Here is a 17,768-nt window from a genome sequence, read left to right on the forward strand (position 1 = left end):
AAGATTATGAATCACCCGATTGAACGACTAGAAGCGATAATGTCGCAGCTTCGTGACCCTGAGAATGGTTGCCCTTGGGACCTAAAACAAAGCTTTGACACAATTGTTCCTCATACCATTGAGGAAACCTACGAAGTGGTGGATGCGATTCATAATCGTGACTGGCCGAATTTGCAGGAAGAGCTAGGGGATTTGTTGTTTCAGGTGATTTTTTACAGCCAACTGGCGAAAGAGCAGGGGCTGTTTGAATTCTCAGATGTTGTTGACACAGTGAATGAGAAGCTGACTCGCCGTCACCCCCATGTTTTTTCTGATGTTGAATTTGAATCGGACGAAGAAATCAACGCCAACTGGGAAGCGGAAAAAGCCAAAGAAAAAGCCGAAGTCGGCAAAAAAGAGCAAAGTATCCTAGACTCAATACCGAGTTCGCTCCCGGCCCTTTCACGAGCGACCAAAATTCAGACAAAGTGCGCTAAATTTGGTTTTGATTGGGACTCACTAGGTCCGGTTGTGGGCAAGGTGCGCGAAGAGGTCGATGAAGTCATGGATGAGGCGCTGCAAGTTGCCCCCGATGATGAAAAAGTAGAGCTTGAGCTTGGGGATTTGTTGTTTGCGGTCGTCAACTTAAGCCGTCATCTTGGACAAAATCCTGAATCGGCATTAAGCAAAGCAAACCTCAAATTCTCTCGTCGATTTAAAAGTGTTGAGAAGATGGTGGCTGAGCAAAGTAAGCAGTTGACGGACTTCGATTTACAGCAACTTGATAGCATGTGGGATGAGGTGAAACGGCGAGAGTCGCAACAATAAACCCAGTGTATCGAGCTGCTCGAATTTGATTTGAAGCAAAAAATAAAAAATTACAGTGTGATAGATTTCACGTTGTGGCGATAAGGGTCTTCTGGTATATTTATCTCCCGTCCAGAAGAAATCCATTTCCCTCATTCAACCAATTTCAGGTTAAACATGACGACAAATTACATTTTTGTTACTGGCGGGGTTGTATCCTCTCTAGGTAAAGGTATTGCAGCAGCATCTCTTGCCGCTATTCTTGAAGCTCGTGGTCTTAAAGTGACTATGATGAAGCTTGACCCTTACATCAACGTTGATCCGGGCACAATGAGCCCAACTCAGCACGGTGAAGTGTTCGTTACGGAAGATGGCGCAGAAACTGACCTAGACCTTGGTCACTACGAGCGTTTCATTCGCACCAAGATGACTAAGCGCAACAACTTCACTGCCGGTCGTGTTTACGCAGATGTTCTACGCAAAGAGCGTCGCGGTGATTACCTAGGCGCAACGATTCAGGTTATCCCTCATATCACTAACGCCATCAAAGACCGCGTAATCGCAGGTTCTGAAGGTCATGACGTTGCTATCGTTGAAGTGGGTGGTACGGTTGGTGATATTGAATCACTACCATTTATGGAAGCAATTCGTCAGCTGGCTGTAGAGCTAGGCCGTGAGCGTGCTATGTTCATGCACCTGACACTGGTTCCTTACCTTGCCGCAGCAGGTGAAGTGAAAACTAAGCCGACTCAGCACTCAGTTAAAGAGCTGCTGTCTATCGGTATCCAACCAGATATTCTTGTTTGTCGCTCTGATCGCATGATCCCAGCGAACGAGCGTAAGAAGATCGCTCTTTTCTGTAACGTGCAAGAAAAAGCGGTTATCTCTATGAAGGACGTAGATTCAATCTACAAGATCCCTCAATTGATCAAATCTCAAGGTCTTGACGACCTAGTTTGTTCTCGTTTCGGTATTTCTGCTCCTGAAGCTGATCTGACTGAGTGGGAACAGGTTATCTATGAAGAAGCAAACCCAACGGCAGAAGTGACCATTGGTATGGTCGGTAAGTACATCGAACTGCCGGATGCTTACAAGTCAGTCAACGAAGCGCTGAAACACGCAGGTCTGAAGAACCGTTTGAGCGTTAAGATTAAGTACGTTGACTCACAAGACGTAGAAACCAAAGGTGAAGAAGCGCTGGAAGGTCTAGATGCTATCTTGGTACCTGGTGGTTTCGGTGATCGTGGGGTGGAAGGCAAGATCCGTGCTGCGCAATACGCTCGTGAAAACAAGCTTCCTTACCTAGGTATTTGTCTGGGTATGCAAGTGGCACTGATTGAATACGCGCGTAACGTTGCGGGTATGGAAGGTGCACATTCAACAGAATTTAACAAAGAGACGAAGTACCCTGTGGTAGGTTTGATCACAGAGTGGGTAGACGGCGAAGGTAAAGTTGAAGAACGTACCGAAAAGTCTGACCTAGGCGGTACGATGCGTCTTGGTTCGCAGCTATGTCACCTAGAGAAAGGGACTAAAGCTCGTGAACTCTACGGTAGCGCGACGATTCATGAACGTCACCGCCACCGTTACGAAGTGAACAACAATCTGCGTCCAAAAATTGAAAAAGCGGGCCTAAAAGTGTCAGGCCTGTCAGCAGATAAGAAACTTGTGGAAGTTATTGAGAATCCAGCTCACCCATGGTTTGTAGCGGCTCAATTCCACCCAGAGTTCACTTCGACACCTCGCGATGGTCACCCACTATTCGCAGGGTTCGTAAAAGCGGCTGGTGAATTCCAACGCGGCGAATTAGAGAAGTAAAAAGGATACGGGCAGTGGCGAAGGTTGTGCTGCTGCCTTTTAAATTTGACATTTATATTTGAACGAGAGGAAACATTAATGTCTAAGATCGTTAAAGTTCTAGGTCGTGAAATCATCGACTCACGTGGTAACCCAACTGTAGAAGCTGAAGTACACCTAGAAGGCGGTTTCGTAGGTATGGCTGCTGCTCCATCTGGCGCATCAACTGGTTCACGTGAAGCTCTTGAGCTACGTGATGGCGATAAAGCTCGTTTCCTAGGTAAAGGTGTTCTTAAAGCTGTTGAAGCGGTAAACGGTGAAATCGCTGAAGCTCTAGTTGGTAAAGACGCTAAAGACCAAGCTGCAATCGACGCAGTAATGATCGAGCTAGACGGTACTGAGAACAAATCTAAGTTCGGTGCTAACGCAATCCTAGCTGTTTCTCTAGCTAACGCTAAAGCTGCTGCTGCGGCTAAAGGCATGCCTCTATACGAGCACATCGCTGAACTAAACGGTACTGCTGGTCAGTTCTCTATGCCTCTACCAATGATGAACATCATCAACGGTGGTGAGCACGCAGACAACAACGTTGACATCCAAGAGTTCATGATCCAACCAGTTGGCGCTAAGACTCTTAAAGAAGGTCTACGTATCGGTGCAGAAGTATTCCACAACCTAGCTAAAGTTCTTAAGTCTAAAGGCTACAGCACTGCAGTTGGTGACGAAGGTGGTTTCGCTCCTAATCTTAAGTCTAACGCTGAAGCTCTAGAAGTTATCGCAGAAGCTGTTGCAGCTGCTGGTTACGAACTAGGTAAAGACGTTACTCTAGCGATGGACTGTGCGGCATCTGAGTTCTTCGACAAAGAAGCTGGCATCTACAACATGAAAGGCGAAGGTAAGACTTTCTCTTCTGAAGAGTTCAACCACTACCTAGCTGAGCTAGCTAACCAATTCCCAATCGTTTCTATCGAAGATGGTCTAGACGAATCTGACTGGGATGGCTTCAAGCACCAAACTGAACTACTAGGTAGCAAGCTTCAACTAGTTGGTGACGACCTATTCGTTACTAACACTAAGATCCTTGCTGAAGGTATCGAGAAAGGCGTAGCTAACTCTATCCTAATCAAGTTCAACCAAATCGGTTCTCTAACTGAGACTCTAGCTGCAATCAAGATGGCTAAAGACGCAGGTTACACAGCAGTAATCTCTCACCGTTCTGGCGAAACTGAAGATGCAACTATCGCTGACCTAGCGGTAGGTACAGCTGCAGGTCAAATCAAGACTGGTTCTATGAGCCGTTCTGACCGTGTTGCTAAGTACAACCAACTAATCCGTATCGAAGAAGCTCTAGGCGCTAAAGCTCCTTTCAACGGTCTTAAAGAAGTTAAAGGTCAGTAATTCATAGTTTGCATTATTAGCTTTAAAGCTTTAATGAATGCCTCACTTTTTAGTGAGGCATTTTGCGTTTTAGAGCTTAGGAACTATGAGACGTTCTGACCGTGTTGCTGCTACACCTAAAAGAAAGCAACCAACTAATCCGTATCGAAGAAGCTCTAGGTGCTAAAGCTCCTTACAACGGTCTAAAAGAAGTTAAAGGTCAGTAATTCATAGCTTGAATTATTAGCTTAAAGCTTTAAAAACGCCTCCGGTTTCGGGGGCGTTTTTGTTTTTAGGGAAGAGACTAGGCAGGGGTAAGTCAAGCAGGCACTAACGCTAGGTTTTTCGGGTTTTGCCTTTCTTTGAATGCAATGTTTAACCTCTTGTTACCCGAACGGCTTCTATTCGGCGTTTCTCCATTTCTCCTCGTATTGCGGAACCTTTGAATCCATCTTGTATGATGTCTTGAACGTTAACCGCCAGTGCTGCTTGGTATGCCTGCTCAAAAATAGTTTTTTGAGGGTACTCAATATCTTCGAAGCCGGTACGACCGCGGCTGTCAGCCATGCAAGACAGCAAGATTTCTTCTAAACGTTCGGGCTTACGCCATACATCAAAGCCATTGAGGATCTTGATAATGGTATCGGCTCTAAGCTCTGCTGCTCGGTGGATATTGGAGTGTTGCTCACACACCATTAACGCAAGATCGCGATATTCATTCGGAATACGGACACGCTCACACAGTTTTTTGATGATGCTAAGGCCCGTGTGACAGTGCTTCTTGTGGCTCGGCCACTCATTTTTTGGGGTCACTCCCTTGCCTAAATCGTGCATCTGCGCGGCAAAGCGCACTCTGTTAGAGGGGCTGAGTAGGGCAGCCTGTTTCGCCACTAAAAGGTTGTGAATACCGGTATCAATTTCTGGGTGCCACTTTTCTGGTTGAGGTACACCAAACAAGCGATCCAATTCAGGAAGTATCACTTTGAGGGCACCGCAGTCACGCAGGACCGATAGAAAAATCTGTGGATCTTGGGTTGATAGCGATTTGTGCCATTCCTGCCACACACGTTCAGCCGTTAAATGAATTAGCTCTCCAGACTGGACAATCTGAGCCATTAGCTGTTGAGTTTCTGGGGCGATGGTAAAACCAAGGTGATGCAATTTCGCCGCGAAGCGCGCGACTCTAAGTACGCGAAGAGGATCTTCTGTAAAAGCATCTGAAACGTGGCGAAGAACGCGATCATTGAGATCTTTTTGGCCGCCGTAAGGGTCGATAATCCGACCTTGCTCATCTTCTGCCATTGCATTGATAGTCAGGTCTCGGCGAATCAGGTCCTCTTCAAGGGTGACATCAGGAGCAAAATAACAATCAAAGCCTTTGTAGCCTGAGCCAGTTTTGCGTTCGGTTCTTGCTAGGGCATGCTCTTGCTTGGTTTTAGGGTGTAGGAACACAGGGAAGTCCTTTCCAACAGCAACAAACCCCTGGTCCAGTAATACCTGAGGCGATGCGCCAACCACGACCCAGTCTTGGTCGTAAACGTCGATTTTCAGCAGTTTATCGCGGACTGCACCACCAACCAGAAATATTTGCACAGATGTCTCTCTTAAATTCGGATTTTAGAATTGGCTATTCATGCCAGCAATGGTACTTTTCTTATCGGTAAATTCCCAGAGACGAGAAGTATGTATAAACAACATTTTGGATTCACAGAGCTGCCGTTTTCGATTGTGCCGAATTCTCGTTTCCTGTTCCAAAGCCAAAGGCACAAAGAAGCGCTGTTTCGCTTACAAGTAGGCCTTGGCGAGGGTGGGGGCTTTGCGATGTTGTCTGGTGAAGTTGGTACCGGGAAGACAACCGTTGCACGCGCATTGCTGAAATCACTCGGTACGGATACTCAGCCTGGTCTAATCCTCAACCCTACCTTTTCAAGCATAGAGTTGCTTGAAGCAATCTGCGATGAATTTTCGATTGAGTATCAATCTGGCGCAACGCTCAAACAACTGAATCAGAAGATTCATGAATTTCTGCTAAGTACATATGCGAATGGTATTCAGACTTTGCTGGTGATCGACGAAGCACAGCATTTGTCCGCTGAAGTGCTAGAGCAGTTGCGCTTATTGACTAATCTTGAAACGGACAACCAGAAGCTACTCAAAGTGCTACTTGTTGGCCAACCAGAGTTACAACAGAAATTGCAGATGCCTCAATTGCGCCAGCTAGCGCAGCGTATTACGGGGCGATACCACCTGTTGCCATTGGATAGCAAAGAAACCGCCAGTTATATTCAGTATCGTCTTGAATTGGCGGGTGGCGAAGCGAGTTTGCTTTCTGCTAAGTCGCTCAAGCATATTGCTCAGCAGTCGCTGGGTATTCCACGCCTGATTAATCTGATTTGTGATGCGGCTTTAAAACGAGCTTACAGCATCGGAGAAGCGGTACCGAGCCATTCAAGTGTTGAAGCGGCTTGTGAAGAGGTGATGAGTTTTCAAACCTCGTATCATCAGCCCGCTCAACCAGTGCCTTCATTGCCACAGCGTTCTCCAATTGGTATTGCCGCTGCCGTAGGAGCTGTACTGGCTGTCGGTAGTTATTGGTTAGCTCCAATGCTTTTCAGTGCGTCGATTGAAGCGCACCTAAGTGAAGCGTACCCAGCGTCAAATGTGGAAGCGATAGAAAAGGAAGTTTTTCCTGTTGAATTACAATCCACTCTTGCTCGTGCAACGGATTTCCAGCAGGGTATTGCGGAGCTTTATCATGTGTGGGGGCTGAATGCGTCTGTGGCTGAGCGTCTTTGCCAGCAAAGTGACCAAAGTGCGTTCCGTTGTACTCAATCACGCGGCACGCTGAATACGCTCAGACAAGCTAATGTTCCCGTGCTTTTGTCTCTCAGCAAAGACAGCCTGCAAAGTTATGCTGTGCTATATAAGCTCACACAGAATTCTGCTCAGCTCTTGTTAGGAACGGAGCGAATTGAACTGCCTATCTCCAAGCTCAAGGAATTATGGCAGGGGCAATATCACCAGATCTGGCAAGGTTACTGGCATCAGACTTTGAAACCTAATATGTCAGGACGTGCGATCGCTGAATTGGATGATCGTTTGTCTAAAGTTCTGGGTGAGCCCGAAAGAGAGTCCGATGTTTATGATCAGGAACTGATGCGTAAGGTTGAGCTTTTCCAGCAATGGCAGGGACTCCATGTGGATGGCATTGCCGGACGAAGAACCTTGCAGCGTCTTGAAAAGTTATCTCAAGAGCATGCCCCTTCGTTAACTGCCTCAGAGGAGAAAGCATAATGTCAAAAGTACTGCAGGCTTTAGACCACTCTGAGCAAAACCATCAGACATTTAACGGCGTGAATCATTACCAATCAGTCAATGATGTGCGACCTCGACGGACGGTATCAGGCTGGTTGTTAGCTACGGTTATTGTTGCCCCTGCGTTGGTGACGGGAGCTCTAAGTACATATCAGAGTTACCTCGAGCAACGAGGGCAATGGCAGGCGAGCCATCAAGCGAAACCTCAAGTGCTAGAAGTCCCGTTTGCGTATCAGACTTTGCCTTACCCATCATTTAGCGAGCTTCGTGAAACTTACGAATATGCTAAGGCTGACACTGGTCATATAGAAGTGGCAAGCGAAGAAACTCAACCACCAGTGGTTCAACCTCAAGAACCTGTTCTACCGCGCGTTCAGCCGCCTGCTCAGTCACAAAACAGTACACTATTGGATGGTTTAGATTTATCTGGCTTATCACCTGAACTGGCTATGCGGGTTGAATCTGCACTGGAGTCGAGTGCAAACCCAGAGCCGAAATATGATGACAGTGAGGCGTCCGATCTAGCGATACACAGCCGCCAGTGGCAAGGAAAGCTGCCACCGCTGAATTTCCAGACACACGTTTACTCAAGCAACCCAGACAAACGTTGGGTGAAAGTCAATGGGACCGAATATCGCGAAGGTGACTGGATTAGCAATGACATTCAGTTGCAGCACATTGAACCGCAACGCAGTGCGATTTCATTTAAAGGCTCGGTGATTGAAGTGCCAGCTTTATATGACTGGAAAGGATAATAAAAAAGGTCGCCAAGGCGACCTTTTTTGATGTTCTGTATTTAAGCCCAGCCAGATGGAGAGCGTTTTTTGCGTGGAATAATGTGTGGCAAGAGCAGGCCAAATAGTAATCCAATACCCGCTACACCACCACCGTACATAAAGTACTTCAGTAGTAGGTCATCTTTCTGCGTATCCAGCTTAGCACGTAGATTACGGACTTCTTCTTGTGAGGCTGTCAGTTGTTGACTGATTTCACCGTAGCTCTTCTCAAGGTCGGCAATCTGGCGATTACGGTTTTCTAGTGAATCCGCTAGACCTGCTTTTTCTTGGTCAGCGCTAGATCGAGCATTGGCAAGCTTTCCTTTAACATCTGCCAGTTCTTTCTCTAGTTTAGGAAGACGAAGCGCCATGCTTTCTTGTCTTGTGACGAAACGGCTTTCTACCCAGCCTTTGCGACCTTTGGCGTCTTCAATCTGGGTGTAGCCAGTATCTCGGTTGGTCGAAAGTTGCTTCACTTTGTCACCGGCATCGACACTGCCGATAATGCGGAATTGGTTGCTAGGACCAGAGTGCATGTAGGTAAATAGCTTATCAGAAATGTATCGGTCTTGAGCCATTGCTGCTGGAACAGCGAGCAGTGATGCTAGAACGAAGCAAACCAGTTTTTTCACGGTAAATCCTTTAACAGTCTTTTGTCTATAACTTGCTAGTGCCAAATAGTAAGTAGTTTCCCCAGTCACTGCAACAAAGAAGGGAGGCTGAGCCTCCCTTTCTGTGGATTTGAGTCAATAATGACAGTGTGTTAACACATCATTGACTTGCTCATCAGATGAACATTGCCTGAATTGCGTAGAAGAACACAACCGCAAGTAGTGCACCTGCTGGCAGGGTCACAATCCAAGATGCAACGATGTTACGTACAACACCTAGGTTCAATGCTGCGATACCGCGAGCAAAACCAACACCTAATACCGCACCAACTAGTGTTTGTGTGGTCGAGATAGGAAGACCAGTACCTGATGCCAGAACAACAGTACACGCTGTTGCTAGCTGAGCTGCGAAACCGCGGCTTGGTGTCAGTTCAGTGATGCCTGTACCAACAGTTGCCATTACTTTGTGACCAAGCGTCGCCAGACCAACAACGATACCGAAACCGCCAAGAGGTAGAATCCACCAAGCGATGGTGCTCTTAGTTGTGATTTCGCCCATGTGTTCAATGGTAGATACAACTGCAGACAGAGGGCCAATCGCGTTAGCAACGTCGTTTGAACCGTGAGCGAATGCCATTGCACATGCTGTGATAACCATAAGTACGCTGAAGATACCTTCTACGCCAGCGAAACCGTGATCATCTTCGCGGCTTGAGAATTTCTTCTGAATGTAGAAGTAACCGCCCGCCATAACCAGTGCAGATACCGCAGCTGCCCACATCCATGCTTCGCCGTCAGAAAGGTGCAGACCAACGTGCTTAAGGCCTTTTTTGATCGTTACCAGCGCAATCACCATGGTAGTGATGAACATGTAGACTGGGACGAAACGTTTAGCGTTGAAGAGTGGTTTCTCGGTATCAAAGATTAAGCGCTGGGCGCTGACGAAAATCACGTACGCAAAGAAACCTGAGATGACTGGAGTAATGATCCAGCTACCTACGATGCCTTGAACTGAGCCCCAATCGACCGCTTCGGTACCCACAGACACACAGGCAAAGCCGATGATGGCACCAATGATCGAGTGAGTAGTTGATACAGGCCAACCCATATAAGAAGCAAGAAGAAGCCATGTACCTGCCGCAAGAAGGGCTGACATCATACCGAAGACAAGAACGTCCGGCTGGCTAGCAAAGAGTGACGTTTCGATTACGCCTTTACGGATAGTGTCGGTTACTTCACCGCCTGCAAGGTATGCCCCCGCAAATTCAAAGATCATCGCGATAATGATCGCTTGTTTTACGGTTAGCGCTTTAGAGCCTACCGATGTACCCATCGCATTGGCTACGTCATTCGCGCCAATACCAATAGCCATCATAAAGCCAAAAACTGCTGCAATAATAATCAGGACAGTGCCGTAGTTCGCAAGGATATCCATCGTAATACCTAGTTGTTGATAACAAGCGGAGCAAATTCGGCACGAAAAAACCCCTTCGGCGTCTCATTATTTAACGCCTATCAGGGGAGTGCTATTAAAATGCTCTTCGTTATTTGGTTAACTTATTTGTTTATGAGCGAGACAACATTAGCTCTAGACGCGCACCAACACGTTGCGCCTGATCAGCTATGCCACCTACCCATTCAAGAATCTTATAAAGGAACATTACATCGATCGGATTCAGATCGTTTTCAACCGCCATCAGTTGTTGGCGAAGTTGAATCTGCATCGCGTCAGTATCGTCCTCAATCACATCCAGTTGATGGATCATTTCAGCCACAAGCGTTACTTCGCGGCCTTTAAATCCAGTTTCCAATAACTCATCGAGCTCATTGATGACTTTTTGCGCCTGATTCGCTGCATCGAGACAACGTTTAACATACGCAATGAAGTTTTCTTGGAGAGGCTCTGGGAAAGTCAATTGACGACCGTATACACGGCCAGCAATATCTTTTGCTAGGTTTGCCAGTTTGTCTTGCTGAGTCAGTAGTTCAAGCATGTCGCTACGATCTACTGGCATAAACAAACCGCGAGGAAGTTTAAGGCGAATTTCGCGCTTAAGTACGTCAGCTTCTTTCTCAAGGTGAGAAATCTGTGCACGAATTTCTGATGCTTTTTCCCAGTCACCCTTTGAACTGACTTCAAAGAAATTCACTAGGTGAGAACAACATTCGTTGACACACACTACGTGGCGCTGCAAAGGCTTAATTGGGGACTTTGCAAATAACCCCATAATTGTATTTACTGGCATGGTCATTCAACCTAATTAATATAACCTAAAAATAACATACACCATTCGTGGTGAAATGTTGAACGATGGCTATAAAGGCGCGCATGTTAACGCATTAAATCCATCATTAAAACTGTTTTAGATCATCATTGCTGCGATATTTCTTTCTTGCCCAGTACGAAAATTGGCAATATCCTGTTTGTATCTGCTTTAAAAGGTATAACTATGGAAACCGAGATAGAACTGAAGTTTTTTGTTTCTCCTGATTTTTCAAATGCTTTACGAGATAAAATCTCCCAAACCAAAGTACTTCAGCACAGTTGTCGTGAGCTAGGAAATACCTACTTTGATACTCCCGACAATTGGTTACGCCAGCATGACATTGGCTTAAGAATTCGCCGTTTTGACGATGTGTATGTCCAGACGGTCAAGACGTCCGGACGTGTGGTGGCAGGTTTACACCAGCGACCTGAATTCAACGCCGAGCATGACAGCAATGATCCGCTTCTTTCTCTTCACCCATCAGATATCTGGCCGACTGGCAAAGACACTGAAACGCTGCAATCCGAACTTACCCCGCTTTTCTCGACAAACTTCACTCGTGAGCAATGGTTGATTGCCATGCCAGACGGCAGCCAAATCGAAGTCGCTTTCGATCAGGGCAAAGTAGAAGCAGGTGATAAAGAAGACCCGATTTGTGAAGTAGAGCTAGAGCTGAAATCAGGCCAAACAGACGCTCTATTTACGCTTGCGCGTAGCTTCTCTGAAGAAGGGGGCATGCGCCTTGGTAATCTCAGCAAGGCGGCTAAAGGTTATCGTTTAGCAAGTGGTTACACTGGCGATGACGTCAAACCGCTGGCTTTAGTCAGTACGGACAAACACGACACGGTTGAGTCTTGCTTTATCAACTCTTTGGAGCATGGTTTGTCACACTGGCATTACCACGAGCAAATTTATGTTGAGCGTGAATCGGTAGAAGCCTTGAATGAAATTAAAAGCTCTATCAGTTTTATTCGTCAACTGCTGACGGTATACGGAGGCGTGGTCCCTCGTCGTGCTAGTGCATTAGTACGTCAGGAACTCAAGTGGCTTGAGCAAGAGCTAGAATGGTTAAATGACTATGACTATTTAGAAGCGTTACTCGACGATAAAGGTCATGCTCTGCGTAAGCTTGATGCGCGTAAGTTTCTGGTCGGTGAGCTGAAATTGGTTCAAGAAGCCTTGCCTGATCGTGAAGAGATGCTGACGTTACTCAATTCCGCCAGATACACGGGTCTTTTGCTTGATCTCAGTCGTTGGATCCTGACCCGGGGCTGGCAGCCATTTCTTGATGACAAAGCGCGCGACAAGATGGCACTAACGGTTGAACCTTTTTCTGTGAAGCAGTTGGATCGCACTTGGGCTGAGTTAATGGAAGCCTTTCCGCCAGAGCGTGCGCTGAACAGTCAGGACTATATTGATCAACAATATCGCCTGATGCGTAACCTTTATACGGGGGTGAGCTTCGCGAGTTTGTTCGATTTTGAAGAGCGCAACAGTTTCCGCCTACCATGGAGCGATTTACTCCACGGTATCGATGATCTCCTTAAACTCCGCACGTTAGACAATATGGTCGATAAGCTGGAAGGTGATGAACAAGAACAGCTTCAGCGCTGGTTGTCTCGCCAAGAGAGCTCCATTCTTCATGCCATGGAACAGACTCGCATTATCTGTATTGAAGCGGAGCCTTACTGGCAAGACTAAGTGGATAATAGTGATTTGTGAAACGGGAGCTTTACGGCTCCCGTTTTTTTTCTTCCTGCTGTTCTAATCGGTCTAGACGGCGCAGAATTTCATCTTGCTTTTGTACCAGCTCTAACAATAGCCGCTCTTTGTTTTCAGAACGTCTTGCTTGAACTTCCGTCGGTGAGGTGATCAGCGAAGTGATCAAACCTGAAATCATACCGAAAATGCCAACGCCACAGATGATCAACCCAGAGGCTAAGATTTTACCTGCGTCCGTGACAGGGAAATGATCCCCATAACCCACCGTTGAAATGGTGACGAGTGCCCACCACATCGCATCGCCGCCAGTTTGAATATTGGCATCAGGTGATTTGCCTTCAACAAACAACATCATACTCGAGCCTATGGTCAGCAAGACCACCATTAACAACAGAATCGATGCAAGGGTTGTTTCTCGGCGATTTACCAGCAACTGCTTGATGAGAAAGTTACTTGAGCGGATGACTAGAATCACGCGCAAGATGTGGAACAGGCGCGCAAAGCGCAACGGCTCAATCATAGGAATACTAGCTAGGAAGTCTATCCAATGCCGTTTCATAAATTGCACACGATCTGTTGCGCGGATCAAATCTATGCTCAGTTGAAGGAGAAAGACGCTACAGATAATAAAGTCTAAGCCGATAAGAACCTGACGCGTTTGGCTGCTTAGAGGGAAAAACAGCAGGCCAGAGATCACAAATAACGCCATGAAAGACAGGATTAGTGACAGTAAGCTCATTGGTTTTGTATCAGATTTGATATCATTTCTATTCATACGAGGCTCAAAATAAATACATATTCGCTATCTAGATGATGGTAACGAGCGATAGTTAATAGTGTCCTGACAGTTATCAGGAATAAAAACAATATATAAGACTTAGCGGAGAACTAACAATGACCAAAATGGCATTTAAGCCATGGGAGCGAGTGATCACGGATATTCGTCTGGTTCCCAAGATGGTGATGTTGATGGTGTTCAGTACCATTCTGATCATCGGCAAGCAATTATGGGATGCGAGCACCTTCTATGATTCTCTTCTCGCCGCTACTCAAAACGCTCAGGTTGCTCAGGAACATTACGAAGCTTACATGGTACAGGTGGCCTGGCAGACGGCAGCCATGATCGTGGTATTTGTCGTTTTACTCTTGTTTGCAGCACGTATCATGCTGCGTCAGACACAGTATCTTAGTGACTCTATCAAGTTAATGGCGGACCGCAATCTATCGGTACCGATTGAGATGGACTGTAAAGACGAATACGGTGATGTGGCACGTGAACTGGAAAAGACACGGATGCAACTGCAGGAAATGATCAAGCTACAAATTGACGCATCACAAGAGCTTGCAGGGCTGACTGAAGTCATGACTATGAGCATGTCAGAAACCAAAGAGTCAGCACAAGAAGAGTTTAACGAGATTGATCAACTGGCAACGGCGATGAGTGAAATGTCGTCCACAGTACAGACTGTTGCTGATCATGCACAAAATGCTTCCTCGCTAACGGAGAATGCGTCTGGTCAGGCGGAAAGTGGTCAGCGCTTTGTGCAAGGGACAGTGCAGAAAATCAGTGATTTATCGAAAGACATTTCCGCCTCTGCTCAAGCTGTTAATCAGGTTGAAGAGAGCGTCGAATCGATTGGCAGTGTGGTTGGTACGATTCAGGGAATCTCAGAGCAGACCAACTTACTGGCACTGAATGCGGCTATCGAAGCGGCACGAGCGGGCGAAGCCGGTCGAGGTTTTGCAGTCGTGGCTGATGAAGTGAGAAACCTTGCGCAGCGTACTCAAGGAGCGACGGTCGAAATTCAGGAAATGATCACTCAACTACAATCCAGCGCGAGCTCTGCAGTGGAATTGATGGAGAAGAGTGTTGTTGAGGCGGCTGAGGGCGTTGATTTGGTTACTAATGCTGGGAGCGAGCTAGACGGGATTGTTGCTCAGGTCAATCAAATCAACGACATGAACTTCCAGATTGCGACGGCAGCGGGTCAGCAAAGCAGCGTCGCAGAAGAGATGAATCAGAACTTGACGAACGTACGTGAGCTGGTGGAAGCATCGGTGACTGTGGTATCTGAATTGCTCGAAACCTCGGAAATCATGCAGAAAAATGCTGAAGCTCTGGATGCCAAGATCACATCCTTTAAAGTCTGATCGCCAGAATAGTACGAATAAGCGCCCACTCATTGTTAGTGGGCGTTTTTTATTGGTATAAAATCCCTATCAACGAATTTATCGACCCAAGGAAGAACCATGCAATTGCCCGCGAGTCTTGCTTCTGTTTCCCAGACTGCTCTGGAGTCCTTACTGCAACATCAGGCTATTCAAGAGTGGCCTGACTCTTATCGTGAGGAGCTCAATTATGTGGCCGGATTGAGTCAGTTTATTGTCGATACCCTGCAGCAAGATGAGTATTTGCATCAACACTTGCCAAAGATGTTAGAGGTAGAGTCTCGACACGAAACATATCGACAGCGTTTGGCCGAGTTATTGGCTGGATGCAGTGATGAAATGCAAGGTCACCGAGTACTCAGACAGTTTCGTAATCGAGAGATGACATACATTGCATGGCGTGACTTCATAGGTAATTGGAAGCTTGAGCAAAGCCTAGAGCATCTGTCTCAGTTGGCAGAAGCAATGATTTTCGAAACCTATCAGTGGCAGTACAAAGCGTGTTGTGAGCTGTGGGGCACGCCATGCAATGATGCAGGTGAGGCGCAGCCTATGCTGGTTATTGGTATGGGTAAACTGGGTGGTGGTGAGCTGAACTTCTCTTCAGATATCGATCTGATCTTTACTTATCCGGAGAACGGTGAGACTCAAGGTGCTCGTCGTAGCATTGCCAATGCTCAGTTTTTTACTCGTCTAGGACAACGCATAATCAAAGCGCTCGACCAGCAGACCTTTGATGGCTTCTGTTATCGCGTGGACATGCGCTTGCGTCCTTTTGGCGACAGCGGTCCATTGGTGATGAGCTACGCAGCGCTCGAAGATTACTATCAGGAGCAGGGGCGCGACTGGGAACGCTACGCAATGATTAAAGCGCGAGTGATGGGGCGTGAAATGTACCCACAGTATCAAGAGTTGCGTCAGATGCTGCGTCCGTTTGTGTTCCGTCGCTACATCGACTTCAGTGCGATTCAGTCCCTGAGGCGTATGAAGTCGATGATCAGCAGCGAAGTGCGTCGACGGGGGTTAAGCAACAATATTAAACTCGGCGCGGGCGGCATTCGTGAAATTGAGTTTATCGCTCAGGTATTTCAGTTGATTCGTGGTGGCCGTGAGCCGAATCTGCGCCAACGCGGGTTGTTAGTGACCCTCGATGCGATTGAAGAGTTGGAGCAGCTGACCAGTGAAGAGGTTAATAACCTTAAGCTGTCGTATAAATTCCTGCGCCGGTTAGAGAACCTGTTGCAGGCAATGGCCGACAAGCAAACGCAAACACTGCCTGAATGTGAGAATGAACAATTGCAACTCGCTGTTGCAATGGGGTATCCAGATTGGACCTCGTTAATCGAACAAGTGCGTCAACATATGCACAACGTCCATCAAGTATTCAATAATCTTATCGGCGATGAGGAAGAAGAGTGTTCAGAAGTCGCCAAGCACTTCCATGAACTATGGGACATGGCGGAAAAGCCCGACGTAATTGAAGCGGTTCTAGAACAGGACATTGGCACTACTGAGGCCGCTGAGATGGCGTCGACCATCATTCAGTTTAAGAAAGACTTAGCCAAGAAAACGCTGGGCCCAAGAGGCAGGGAAGTGCTCAACCGCTTAATGCCGAAGATATTCGCGGCCATATATTCTCATCAGGATGCCAAATTTGGTTTACCTCGCGTCCTGCATTTACTACATAAGATAGTGACCCGAACAACTTATCTGGAATTGCTGGATGAGCACCCAGCGGCACTGACACAACTGGTTCGCCTTTGCACGGCCAGTCCAATGATTTCAGAGCAACTTGGGCGTTATCCGATTCTGCTTGATGAGTTGATTGACCCTCAGCAGTTATACAATCCCGTACCATTGGAAAGCTACCGCACTGAACTGCGTGATTTCCTTGCTCGTATCCCGGAAGACGATATGGAGCAACAGATGGAAGCACTGCGTCAGTTCAAGCAGATCTGTATTTTACGCATTGCTGCTGCAGACATTGCAGGAGTGCTGCCTGTCATGAAAGTCAGTGACCACTTAACTTACCTCGCCGAAGCGATTGTTGAGTCTGTGGTGAATCAAGCGTGGCTGCAAATGGCGGAGAAATATGGTGAGCCGACGCACTTAAAAGACAGAGAGGGTCGAGGCTTTGCTGTGATTGGTTACGGCAAAGTGGGCGGCTGGGAGCTGGGGTACAACTCGGATCTGGATATCGTCTTTATGCATGACTGCCCAGTTCATGCCTATACCGATGGCAAAAAAGAGATTGATGGCCGTCAATTTTACTTACGTTTGGCGCAGCGCATCATCCATATATTCTCAACAAGAACGGCATCAGGCATCTTGTACGAGGCGGATACTCGCTTACGCCCTTCAGGGGCTTCGGGCTTGCTAGTAAGTCCGGCAGATGCATTTGATGAATACCAGCATAATGAAGCCTGGACATGGGAACACCAAGCGTTAGTGAGGGCTCGGATGATCTACGGCGATCAACCTCTACAACAGGCATTTTCTCAAACAAGGCACGACATCTTGAGTTTGGCGCGAGAGGAATCAAAGCTCAAAACGGATGTGGCTGAGATGCGGGTGAAAATGCGTGAACACCTTGGTGGGAAAAAGTCAGGCCGTTTTATGCTCAAACAAGACCCTGGTGGTATTACCGATGTGGAATTTCTTGCTCAGTATCTGGTCTTAAGATTTAGTCATGAAAAGCCTAAGCTGACTCGATGGAGTGATAACGTCCGAATCTTTGAATCCATGATGGCACAAAGCATTCTGGATGAAGCCCCTGCGATGGCATTGACTCAGGCATACACAACGATGCGCGATCAAATTCACCATCGCAATTTGCTCAATCTCGATGCGGATGTGGCTGAAGAAAAACTGACCAAAGAGCGAGAGCTGGTTAAAGCGCTTTGGCATGAGTGGCTAGAATAGGTTTAGGGTCCTTATCCCCTGTGTTA

The 17,768-nt window shown here is 47.0% G+C and carries 13 protein-coding genes; 8 read left to right on the forward strand and 5 right to left on the reverse strand.

Annotated elements, in window-relative coordinates:
• Window positions 1-6: 6 nt before the first annotated feature.
• The 3 genes from mazG to eno all read left to right on the forward strand — a co-directional run bounded on the left by mazG (window position 7) and on the right by eno (window position 3,981).
• Window positions 7-807: a nucleoside triphosphate pyrophosphohydrolase gene (gene mazG, locus FIU99_RS02590; protein ID WP_006957784.1), complete on the forward strand. Its 801-nt coding sequence runs from the start codon at window positions 7-9 to the stop codon at window positions 805-807.
• A 156-nt stretch (window positions 808-963) separates the two neighbouring features.
• The gene (locus tag FIU99_RS02595) at window positions 964-2,604 is read left to right on the forward strand and encodes a CTP synthase (protein ID WP_006957783.1); all 1,641 of its coding nucleotides are present in this window, start codon (window positions 964-966) and stop codon (window positions 2,602-2,604) included.
• 78 nt (window positions 2,605-2,682) lie between these two features.
• Window positions 2,683-3,981 carry a phosphopyruvate hydratase gene (gene eno / locus FIU99_RS02600; RefSeq protein ID WP_006957782.1) on the forward strand — a complete coding sequence of 433 codons (1,299 nt, stop codon included), beginning with the start codon at window positions 2,683-2,685 and terminating at the stop codon, window positions 3,979-3,981.
• Window positions 3,982-4,335: 354 nt separating this feature from the next.
• Here eno and FIU99_RS02605 read toward each other — a convergent pair whose 3' ends face one another.
• Entirely contained in the window at window positions 4,336-5,553 is a 1,218-nt protein-coding gene (locus tag FIU99_RS02605; RefSeq protein ID WP_006957781.1) for a multifunctional CCA addition/repair protein, read from the reverse strand.
• A gap of 90 nt (window positions 5,554-5,643) precedes the next feature.
• On the opposite strand from FIU99_RS02605, the gene FIU99_RS02610 reads away from it, so the two are divergent.
• Together FIU99_RS02610 and FIU99_RS02615 are read left to right on the forward strand one after the other, a co-directional pair.
• Window positions 5,644-7,254 (forward strand): ExeA family protein, encoded by a 1,611-nt coding sequence (locus FIU99_RS02610; RefSeq protein WP_006957780.1) that lies wholly within the window; start codon window positions 5,644-5,646, stop codon window positions 7,252-7,254.
• A complete protein-coding gene (locus FIU99_RS02615) occupies window positions 7,254-8,030 on the forward strand; it encodes a general secretion pathway protein GspB (protein WP_006957779.1) in 777 nt (258 codons plus the stop codon). The genes FIU99_RS02610 and FIU99_RS02615 overlap by 1 nt, the downstream gene beginning before the upstream one ends.
• 41 nt (window positions 8,031-8,071) lie before the next feature.
• Here FIU99_RS02615 and FIU99_RS02620 read toward each other — a convergent pair whose 3' ends face one another.
• The 3 genes from FIU99_RS02620 to FIU99_RS02630 form a co-directional block, all read right to left on the reverse strand.
• Window positions 8,072-8,683 carry a TIGR04211 family SH3 domain-containing protein gene (locus FIU99_RS02620; protein ID WP_006957778.1) on the reverse strand — a complete coding sequence of 204 codons (612 nt, stop codon included), beginning with the start codon at window positions 8,681-8,683 and terminating at the stop codon, window positions 8,072-8,074.
• 154 nt (window positions 8,684-8,837) lie between these two features.
• Window positions 8,838-10,097, reverse strand: coding sequence for an inorganic phosphate transporter (locus FIU99_RS02625; protein WP_006957777.1), 1,260 nt, complete (start codon window positions 10,095-10,097; stop codon window positions 8,838-8,840).
• A 130-nt stretch (window positions 10,098-10,227) separates the two neighbouring features.
• Window positions 10,228-10,908, reverse strand: coding sequence for a TIGR00153 family protein (locus tag FIU99_RS02630; RefSeq protein WP_038163663.1), 681 nt, complete (start codon window positions 10,906-10,908; stop codon window positions 10,228-10,230).
• Window positions 10,909-11,112: 204 nt separating this feature from the next.
• Here FIU99_RS02630 and FIU99_RS02635 point away from each other — a divergent pair, with 204 nt between their 5' ends.
• A complete protein-coding gene (locus FIU99_RS02635) occupies window positions 11,113-12,630 on the forward strand; it encodes an inorganic triphosphatase (protein WP_006957775.1) in 1,518 nt (505 codons plus the stop codon).
• Window positions 12,631-12,661: 31 nt separating this feature from the next.
• Here FIU99_RS02635 and FIU99_RS02640 read toward each other — a convergent pair whose 3' ends face one another.
• A complete protein-coding gene (locus FIU99_RS02640) occupies window positions 12,662-13,426 on the reverse strand; it encodes a potassium channel family protein (protein WP_006957774.1) in 765 nt (254 codons plus the stop codon).
• A gap of 119 nt (window positions 13,427-13,545) precedes the next feature.
• On the opposite strand from FIU99_RS02640, the gene FIU99_RS02645 reads away from it, so the two are divergent.
• Together FIU99_RS02645 and glnE are read left to right on the forward strand one after the other, a co-directional pair.
• Window positions 13,546-14,802 (forward strand): methyl-accepting chemotaxis protein, encoded by a 1,257-nt coding sequence (locus FIU99_RS02645; protein WP_006957773.1) that lies wholly within the window; start codon window positions 13,546-13,548, stop codon window positions 14,800-14,802.
• A 99-nt stretch (window positions 14,803-14,901) separates the two neighbouring features.
• The gene (glnE, locus tag FIU99_RS02650) at window positions 14,902-17,742 is read left to right on the forward strand and encodes a bifunctional [glutamate--ammonia ligase]-adenylyl-L-tyrosine phosphorylase/[glutamate--ammonia-ligase] adenylyltransferase (protein WP_006957772.1); all 2,841 of its coding nucleotides are present in this window, start codon (window positions 14,902-14,904) and stop codon (window positions 17,740-17,742) included.
• The last annotated feature ends 26 nt before the right edge of the window (window positions 17,743-17,768 follow it).

Source organism: Vibrio sp. THAF64, from assembly GCF_009363455.1.
Taxonomy (GTDB): Bacteria; Pseudomonadota; Gammaproteobacteria; order Enterobacterales; family Vibrionaceae; genus Vibrio; species Vibrio coralliilyticus.

Excerpts from the sequence above, each read along its gene's own strand:
- glnE (WP_006957772.1), top strand. The coding sequence starts at position 14,902 with ATGCAATTGCCCGCGAGTCTTGCTTCTGTTTCCCAGACTGCTCTGGAG.
- FIU99_RS02610 (WP_006957780.1), top strand. The coding sequence starts at position 5,644 with ATGTATAAACAACATTTTGGATTCACAGAGCTGCCGTTTTCGATTGTG.
- eno (WP_006957782.1), top strand. The coding sequence starts at position 2,683 with ATGTCTAAGATCGTTAAAGTTCTAGGTCGTGAAATCATCGACTCACGT.
- FIU99_RS02595 (WP_006957783.1), top strand. The coding sequence starts at position 964 with ATGACGACAAATTACATTTTTGTTACTGGCGGGGTTGTATCCTCTCTA.
- mazG (WP_006957784.1), top strand. The coding sequence starts at position 7 with ATGAATCACCCGATTGAACGACTAGAAGCGATAATGTCGCAGCTTCGT.
- FIU99_RS02615 (WP_006957779.1), top strand. The coding sequence starts at position 7,254 with ATGTCAAAAGTACTGCAGGCTTTAGACCACTCTGAGCAAAACCATCAG.
- FIU99_RS02630 (WP_038163663.1), bottom strand. The coding sequence starts at position 10,908 with ATGCCAGTAAATACAATTATGGGGTTATTTGCAAAGTCCCCAATTAAG.
- FIU99_RS02640 (WP_006957774.1), bottom strand. The coding sequence starts at position 13,426 with ATGAATAGAAATGATATCAAATCTGATACAAAACCAATGAGCTTACTG.
- FIU99_RS02625 (WP_006957777.1), bottom strand. The coding sequence starts at position 10,097 with ATGGATATCCTTGCGAACTACGGCACTGTCCTGATTATTATTGCAGCA.
- FIU99_RS02635 (WP_006957775.1), top strand. The coding sequence starts at position 11,113 with ATGGAAACCGAGATAGAACTGAAGTTTTTTGTTTCTCCTGATTTTTCA.
- FIU99_RS02645 (WP_006957773.1), top strand. The coding sequence starts at position 13,546 with ATGACCAAAATGGCATTTAAGCCATGGGAGCGAGTGATCACGGATATT.